This window comes from Muriicola sp. (assembly GCF_041567615.1).
In the GTDB taxonomy this organism is placed as follows: Bacteria; Bacteroidota; Bacteroidia; order Flavobacteriales; family Flavobacteriaceae; genus Muriicola.
The window spans coordinates 1-6955 of the sequence record NZ_JBFGBM010000143.1 but is presented as its reverse complement, the minus strand read 5'-3'; the positions used below and the strand labels follow the sequence as shown (position 1 = coordinate 6955).

The 6955-nt window shown below is 48.0% G+C and carries 6 protein-coding genes; 4 read left to right on the top strand and 2 right to left on the bottom strand.

The window, feature by feature from the left end:
- Window positions 1-397 precede the first annotated feature (397 nt).
- Window positions 398-1174: a hypothetical protein gene (locus tag ABYP73_RS09995; RefSeq protein WP_372944690.1), complete on the top strand. Its 777-nt coding sequence runs from the start codon at window positions 398-400 to the stop codon at window positions 1172-1174.
- A 142-nt stretch (window positions 1175-1316) separates the two neighbouring features.
- Here the strand turns inward: ABYP73_RS09995 and ABYP73_RS09990 are convergent, their stop codons facing one another.
- On the bottom strand, window positions 1317-2249 hold the full coding sequence (locus ABYP73_RS09990; RefSeq protein ID WP_372974219.1) for a DUF6607 family protein: 933 nt from the start codon (window positions 2247-2249) through the stop codon (window positions 1317-1319).
- 99 nt (window positions 2250-2348) lie between these two features.
- On the opposite strand from ABYP73_RS09990, the gene ABYP73_RS09985 reads away from it, so the two are divergent.
- The 3 genes from ABYP73_RS09985 to ABYP73_RS09975 are packed head-to-tail and all read left to right on the top strand — an operon-like array spanning window position 2349 to window position 5787.
- Window positions 2349-4448, top strand: a complete 2100-nt coding sequence (locus ABYP73_RS09985) for a TonB-dependent receptor plug domain-containing protein (RefSeq protein WP_372974218.1) — start codon at window positions 2349-2351, stop codon at window positions 4446-4448.
- An 11-nt stretch (window positions 4449-4459) separates the two neighbouring features.
- Window positions 4460-5341: an IPT/TIG domain-containing protein gene (locus ABYP73_RS09980; RefSeq protein WP_372944687.1), complete on the top strand. Its 882-nt coding sequence runs from the start codon at window positions 4460-4462 to the stop codon at window positions 5339-5341.
- Complete coding sequence (locus ABYP73_RS09975) at window positions 5341-5787, top strand: DoxX family membrane protein (protein ID WP_372974217.1); 447 nt, start codon at window positions 5341-5343, stop codon at window positions 5785-5787. The genes ABYP73_RS09980 and ABYP73_RS09975 overlap by 1 nt, the downstream gene beginning before the upstream one ends.
- Before the next feature lie 218 nt (window positions 5788-6005).
- Here the strand turns inward: ABYP73_RS09975 and ABYP73_RS09970 are convergent, their stop codons facing one another.
- Window positions 6006-6779 (bottom strand): hypothetical protein, encoded by a 774-nt coding sequence (locus ABYP73_RS09970; RefSeq protein ID WP_372974216.1) that lies wholly within the window; start codon window positions 6777-6779, stop codon window positions 6006-6008.
- Between the last annotated feature and the right edge of the window lie 176 nt (window positions 6780-6955).

Below are 6955 nucleotides of genomic sequence, written 5' to 3'. Positions count from 1 at the left end.
TCCCGGACATGGCTGGTGTTTCGGGATCGGTGATCCTGAAGGGAGAGAATCTGCAGTAAAGTGAACCTGTTCGCTTTTTATTTTCCTGACTTACAAAAGGATTACGCCCGGAAAGTAGAGCATAGCTCACTTTCGGGGCGTAATACAGGTAATTCAATAGTCCAAAATGACCTGCCTTCCAAAGGCACATCAACTGTCAGGCCACTCCCGGAGTTTTGCTTTAGATGAAATAGGAGTTTTCATGATCCATTACCTGGTTCTGACACAGGAAAAATCAACAAACTGACATTTGTCATAGAATGGATAGGATAGACTTGTCACCTTTGTAAAGTACCAGTATAATAGCATACTGTTTTAAGGGGCTTTTTTAACTAAGTATAATTCAAACAATTGTACCATGAAAAAAATGCTCCTTTTTATTGGGATTCTCTTCCTTATTATCCCAGCAGCCTGTACGTCAGATTATTGGTTAGACGATCAACTCATGGAAGATGTGAGCGAGACCACTGATGCTGATAATCCGGACGATTCTTCCAGTGATGCCCCTGACAGCACGGATGACAACTCCTCATCAGGTGACTCAACCCCCGGAGGCAGTGATACGGAAAACCCTGATGCCACCGATCCTTTTGCCGGACTGGTTACTTACCAGACGGATGTCAAACCCATATTAAATCAATTATGTGTGGCCTGCCACAACGCCCAGTATCAGGAAGATGGGGTAGACCTCTCCACCTATTCCCTGGCCAAGGAAAACATAGACGATATTCTGGAAGCCATGCAGGAGGATGAAGAGGATGACATCATGCCCCCGAGCGGCCGTGTGGACGAAGCCATTATAGAGACCTTGTACGCCTGGATTTCCGATGGTTTGCTTGAGGGTGAGGAAGCCGATACGAGTACAGATTCCGGAACTACGGACGGCACATACAGCTATTCAGCCGATGTGGCCTCCATCATTGACAATGAATGTATCCTTTGCCACGGGGCAAATGCTCCGGCTGCCGGGTTCGACATATCCACCTATCCTCTCCTGGTCAGTCAGATCGATCTCGTTCTCGCCAGAATCGACCTGCAGACGGGTCAGGCCGGGGTTATGCCACCCGCCGGCCGAATGGATGAGGGCACCATACAGTTGATCAAAGACTGGGTAGATCAGGGGATGCCTGAGTAATGGATCTATATCGATACATTCTATGACAAATGTCAGATAGTTGGGATACAGATACAATCGTCCGTATTCATGTATCAACCAGGACTGAGATCCAAATAAAAAGGCCGTGATCTTCACGGCCTTTCTTTTAAAAATAGGGTTCTTATCGACTTGCTTCTGTCGGCTTATCGGAATCATCCTTCACAAATTTCTGGATGACCTCGAGGATCTCATCCTTTTGGGCTCCTTTTTCCTCCAGGGTTTTGAGGTAAACGTAGAAGGGTTTGTCGTCTACCTTCCTGGCCAGGGAAAGCGTTCCCTCTCTGTGGTAAACCTCGTCCCAGGCGGCTCTTACTTCACCCCAGAAGGCCTCGTGGCCCGCCCACCAGTCAAGGGCTACCTTACACTTTTCGTCGGAGACCCGGGTGTAGGTATTCATCCCTTTTTCCTGGGCGAGCAAGGAATCATCTTCCCCGTCTTTTCGGATGATCTTGTCGTTGTCCTGCTCGTGTATCCATCCCTCCGCAGTGATCTCATGCCGGTTCCCCCTGAGCATCACATTGTAGTCATCTCTCTTGGTATACTCCCGTCTGGGTAAGGGGGAATCTGTCTTATTCTCCCAGAAATGCTTGCCATCCACATGCACCCAGGAAGCCGTTCCGGAATATCTGGGACTGTCATCTACCTGATACACCAATTGGGTCCATTGGCCCTGTACGTCCTCCGCAGGCAGGGTTCTGAAGGCCCAGGTGTTGTCTTTGTCATAAGTGAAGACCCTTTTGTTCTCATAGAGCCAATCCTGTCTCCAGTGCTTGATGACGGTTGAGTCATTGACCACCAGGAGATGCTGTATGGAGATCTGGTCATCCTCATCCACTATGGGCAATGCCAATTCAAGGGCGCCGGTCTTGTAGTCCGGTTTTTTGTCATACCCTTCCACAGGGGAAAAGGTCTCTGAATACTGGAATGAGATCTCATAACATCCGCACATGTCCTTGATGGCGTTGCGGTCCAGGACCTGTTTGTCCTGCCCTGTAGCCGTAGACAAGGATACGAAGGCAAACAACGAGAAGAGAGTCAATTTTCTGATTTTCATGGGATTGTTTTTTTGGTTAATGGATTCAATAAAATTTTACTTATTCTAATTTAGACTGATTAAAAATAACAATTATATTTGCGGCCAAATTTATATGGAATGATTCTAAATAAAAATTATTTCCTGATAATTTTTTTACTGGCCGGGCAGGTTTTTTTGAGGTCCCAGGAGAGGATGCGTACAGATTCTATCCCCACTGAAAACCTCGAGGAGGTCGTAGTGACAGCCACACGGACCCTTCGTCAACTCTCATCCCTTCCGCTTCCCGTTACCCTTATTTCCAGAAGACAGTTGCAGCAGACCGGGGTGATCCGACTCGATGAGATCCTGGACGAACAAACCGGAATTCTCATGACGCCGGATGCCACCATTGGGGGAGGAGAAGGGGTACAGATACAGGGGATCTCCTCAGACTATATCATGGTGCTCATAGACGGTGTACCGGTCGTCGGGAGGAGTTCAGGCAACTTGGATCTCAGTCGGCTTGCCATCGGAAATATCCAACAGGTGGAAATAGTCAAAGGGCCTTCTTCCAGTCTGTTTGGTTCAGAAGCCCTGGGCGGGGTGATCAATATTATTACGGAAAAACCGGACTCGGAGGATATTTCTGGTCAGGTTTCACATCGTTCCGCCACCTTCAACAACCAGAATACATCCGTAAATCTGAATCAACGCAGGGGTAAATTGGGCTATTCCTTATTTGCTGACCGGCTGAGTACGGATGGGTACGACCTGGCTCCTCTGCAGGATGGGCAAACCATCAATCCATTTTACAACTATACGATCAACGGGAGGGTGTTCCTTGAGGCTTCTGAGAAATGGGATATTTTTGCCTCAGCCCGCTATTTCTTTCAGGAGTTTGATGTGTCCCCCGATTCGAGCGAGGAAACAGATACCAATTTACACCTCAGGGTTACCCAAAACCCCGGAACAAAATCAAATCTCCAGTATGAAGTGTATTTTACCCGATACACCACCAACGAACAGATCGAAGATCCGGTAAATTCCGATACCCTTATTGAGAATGATTTCGACCAGCGCTTGTTAAGACCGGAAATACGCTACAACTATACGTTTGGTCCCGGAAATACCCTGAGTCTGGGTGCCGGGTATAATTTTGAGACCCTGGACCGATCACTCTTCAGGGAGCAGGTCTCCTTCGAGTCCCAGTATCTGTTTGCACAGTATGATTTCAAACCTGCCGAAAAGCTCAATATCATCGCGGGAGCCAGGTTTGACCACCACAGTGAGTACAATGCCCAGCTGAGCCCAAAACTATCTGTCCGTTACGATATCAACCCAGCTCTGGCGGTGAAGGGTTCTATAGGCAGTGGTTTTAAAGCACCGGACTTCAGGCAGCTCTACCTGGATTTTTCAAATGTAGCCGGCGGGGGGTATTCCGTTTTTGGAAAAGAAGTGGAAAGTGAGGGCATAGAACGCCTAAGGGAAAACGATGAATTAGCCTCCCTTCAGGTCGATGCTTCAGAACTCGGAGATCCCCTGGATGCCGAGAGTTCGGTGGGGTATAACCTGGGGATAACCTATAAAAAAGGAGGGCTCTCTGCCGAGATAAACCTGTTCAGGAACGACTTTCGCAACCTTATCGACACCCGCATTTTGGCGACCAAGAACAACGGGCAGAATGTTTTTGGATATATCAACCGAGAACGTGTCTTTACACAGGGGTTGGAAACCGACTTAAAGGTTCGGCTTCTGGACAACCTGGAACTCTCAGCGGGCTATCAACTTTTGTTCGCCTATGACAAAGACAGGCTTGAAGACATAGAAAATGGAGAGGTATTCGCGAGAGACCCCCAGACCCTTGAAACTGTACGCTTGGATCGATCCGGATATTTTGGGTTGGAGAATCGTTCCCGACATGCCTTCAACGTGAAGCTGTTCGGCGAAATCCCGAAGTGGAAAGCAAATGCTAACCTTCGCGCGGTCTACCGAGGCCGATTCGGGATCACAGACCGCAATGGGAATGGTTTGCTGGATGTGCTGGACGATTCCTTTGTACAAGGATACACCCTGGTCAATCTTTCGTTCGGCAAAAGACTCTTCGAGCACTACAGTGTCCAGATCGGTGCCAATAATGTGTTCAATTTTCAAGGGAACAACCCACTGGCCGCTCAGGACGGGGAGGTTCTGATCAACCCGGGTACAGAAATTTTCGCAAAAATTAATTTTCAATTCTAAATCTATATTCAATGAAGTCAGCAGTAAAACTATTCAGTTTATTCTCTATTCTTTTTGTTTTGGTATCGTGCAGTGAGGATTCCATGGACGATATAGCAGCCTTTAATATCACCTCTGTGAGCCCGGTCTCGGGAAGTGTGGGAACTGAGATCACTATCTCCGGAAGCAATTTCCCTGCCGATCCTTCTGCCATTGAAATCACCATTGGAGGAGTTCCGGCAACCATCTCTTCCCTTACTTCTTCTGAGTTGGTCACCCGGGTTCCCGATGGGGCAACTTCAGGCGAATTAAGACTCACCGTAAATGGTCAGTCAAGGACGGCCCTGCCATCTTTTACGGTATTGGACGATCTGGAAGCTGGGACGGTGGAAAACCTCTTTGCTCCCCAGACCGGTGGTCAGGGACAAGGGGAAATCGGAGGGGATTTCACCCGGTTCAGTTTTGAATCCGGAGGTGTTACCGAAAGCGAAACCGAATGGGATATCGCCTTCAGGGGAACGACCATTGCCGTAAACGGGGGTGTGGTTACAGGAACTAATGATGAACCGGAGCGCAACGGAAATGCAGGGGCCGCCATCGTCAATGGGATCTTTGATGAAATCCTGACTGCGGAGGGCCTGGAATTTGCGCAGGATGCGCAGGGAGCATTTGCCATCCCGACAGGAAGTGACAATGGGTGGTACAACTACAATTTTATGACCAATGTCGTAAGTCCTATCCCCGGGGTCGTCCTGGTTTTTCGAACCCATGACGGGCGGTATGCGAAGGTAGAGATCCTCAGTTACTATGAAAATGCGCCTGCCAATCCGGATGGCTTTGCCGATGCATCTCGTTATTACACCTTTAACTACGTCTACAACCCCAACGAAGGGGAAACCCAATTGGCCAGATAATGAAAGCGATACAAATCACATATATCACCCTGAGGCTGATTCTTGGAGGATTCATGATCTATGGGGGAATTCACAAGTTTGAAGCCCCCATACCTTCCCCGGTTGAGGTAGTGGAAAAAGCTGCAAATTTCAAGGCTCCCTCCCAGGAAAGTACCCTGCAAAAGATCCTCTATATCAGTGGGGCCAAGCAGACCGGATATTTCTGGCAGGTCCTGGGGGTTTGCGAAATACTATTCGGGGCCTTGCTCATTTTGCAGTATACCGGTTTTATCGGAGCCGTCTTCCTGCTGCCGATCACCCTGCATATCTTTTTGTTCCACGCCTTCCTGGAACCTGATGAGACGGCTGAGCTCCTACAGACCGCCGGATTATTGGGAATAAACATGGCCCTGGTACTCAGGGAGAGGAAGAAGTGGAAAGACCTCTTGTGGATCAAGCCTGTTTAAAGGGGTCTGTATGGATGATGCCACCGTACAGCTGATCAAGGACTGGGTAGATCTGGGGATGCCTGAATAATAAAAGTGGTCAAAACGTTACAGGCTAACGAATTCTCTGGGTCAGTCCTATGAATTAAGGCTCAAATTACTGAGATTACTCAGCGAATTTGAGCCTTATAAATTTATTCTGTAACCTCTTAGAGAGGTAGGGGAATCTTTAGGAAAACTTAATCGTCCAGCAGGTCGATATGCTGCTTGATTGCATTGCGGATGCTTTGGGCCAGTTCGTTGTTGCCATCCGGATCAGTAGGGCTGATCTCTATGGTTCCGTCCTGATTTCCGTCCGCGGCCTGTGAGAGGTCGACCCCGGCTGTGCCGTCAAAGATCAGGCTCAGGTCAAAATCAATTACGATACCTTCCGGGACTTCTGAAATGGAGATATCGAACATGGGGTCCTCAAAATCCACTTCTACTTCGTCCTCAAAATCGTGCCAGAAGATAAAAGGAGTTCCCTGTATGGTTCCCTGGATCAGGACGGATTTACCAAATAGGTCGCTGTTGGGATCTGTACCGGCGTCGAACTTAAATTCCAGTTCCTCAAAATTACCCATGGGCATGGTCACGTTCAGAAAGCTGATCTGTCCGGCCATCAGGTCCAGTTCGAAAGGTCCGGCCAGTTCGATCTCGTCCTCGAAATCGTAATAGCCATCATCGTCCCAGTCCTCATTTTCATCCATCTCGTAATCTTCCCCCGGATCTTCCATATCGAATTCCAGTTCAAATTCCTTGAGGTTCATGCGGAAATCGGTGATTTCGACATCATTGTTGATACTTTTACCAGAGACGGATTTACCCGTTCCGGCACTGCTGAAGGTACCTTTGGCACTGATGCTCAATTGTCCCTCGCCTGTGGGGGATTCGTCTTTGGAGCAACCTACCAGTGAAATGGCCAGCAGGCTTGCGAATGCAGCAAATAAATTAGTCAATCTAAAATTTTTCATCTTTAAGAGATTTGGGTTTTTAATAGAAATTACTTTATGTATGTAGAACAACTCAGTTTAAAGAACTCCTGAAAAGTTTCGTTTTTTCTTTACAGAACCGATTGAAAATCGGACCATGATATCTATGGTCCCTAGCACATCGTAAAATTCAATAGTACACACGACACCCAGTATTG

Excerpts from the sequence above, each read along its gene's own strand:
- ABYP73_RS09995 (WP_372944690.1), top strand. The coding sequence starts at position 398 with ATGAAAAAAATGCTCCTTTTTATTGGGATTCTCTTCCTTATTATCCCA.
- ABYP73_RS09970 (WP_372974216.1), bottom strand. The coding sequence starts at position 6,779 with ATGAAAAATTTTAGATTGACTAATTTATTTGCTGCATTCGCAAGCCTG.
- ABYP73_RS09975 (WP_372974217.1), top strand. The coding sequence starts at position 5,341 with ATGAAAGCGATACAAATCACATATATCACCCTGAGGCTGATTCTTGGA.
- ABYP73_RS09990 (WP_372974219.1), bottom strand. The coding sequence starts at position 2,249 with ATGAAAATCAGAAAATTGACTCTCTTCTCGTTGTTTGCCTTCGTATCC.
- ABYP73_RS09980 (WP_372944687.1), top strand. The coding sequence starts at position 4,460 with ATGAAGTCAGCAGTAAAACTATTCAGTTTATTCTCTATTCTTTTTGTT.
- ABYP73_RS09985 (WP_372974218.1), top strand. The coding sequence starts at position 2,349 with ATGATTCTAAATAAAAATTATTTCCTGATAATTTTTTTACTGGCCGGG.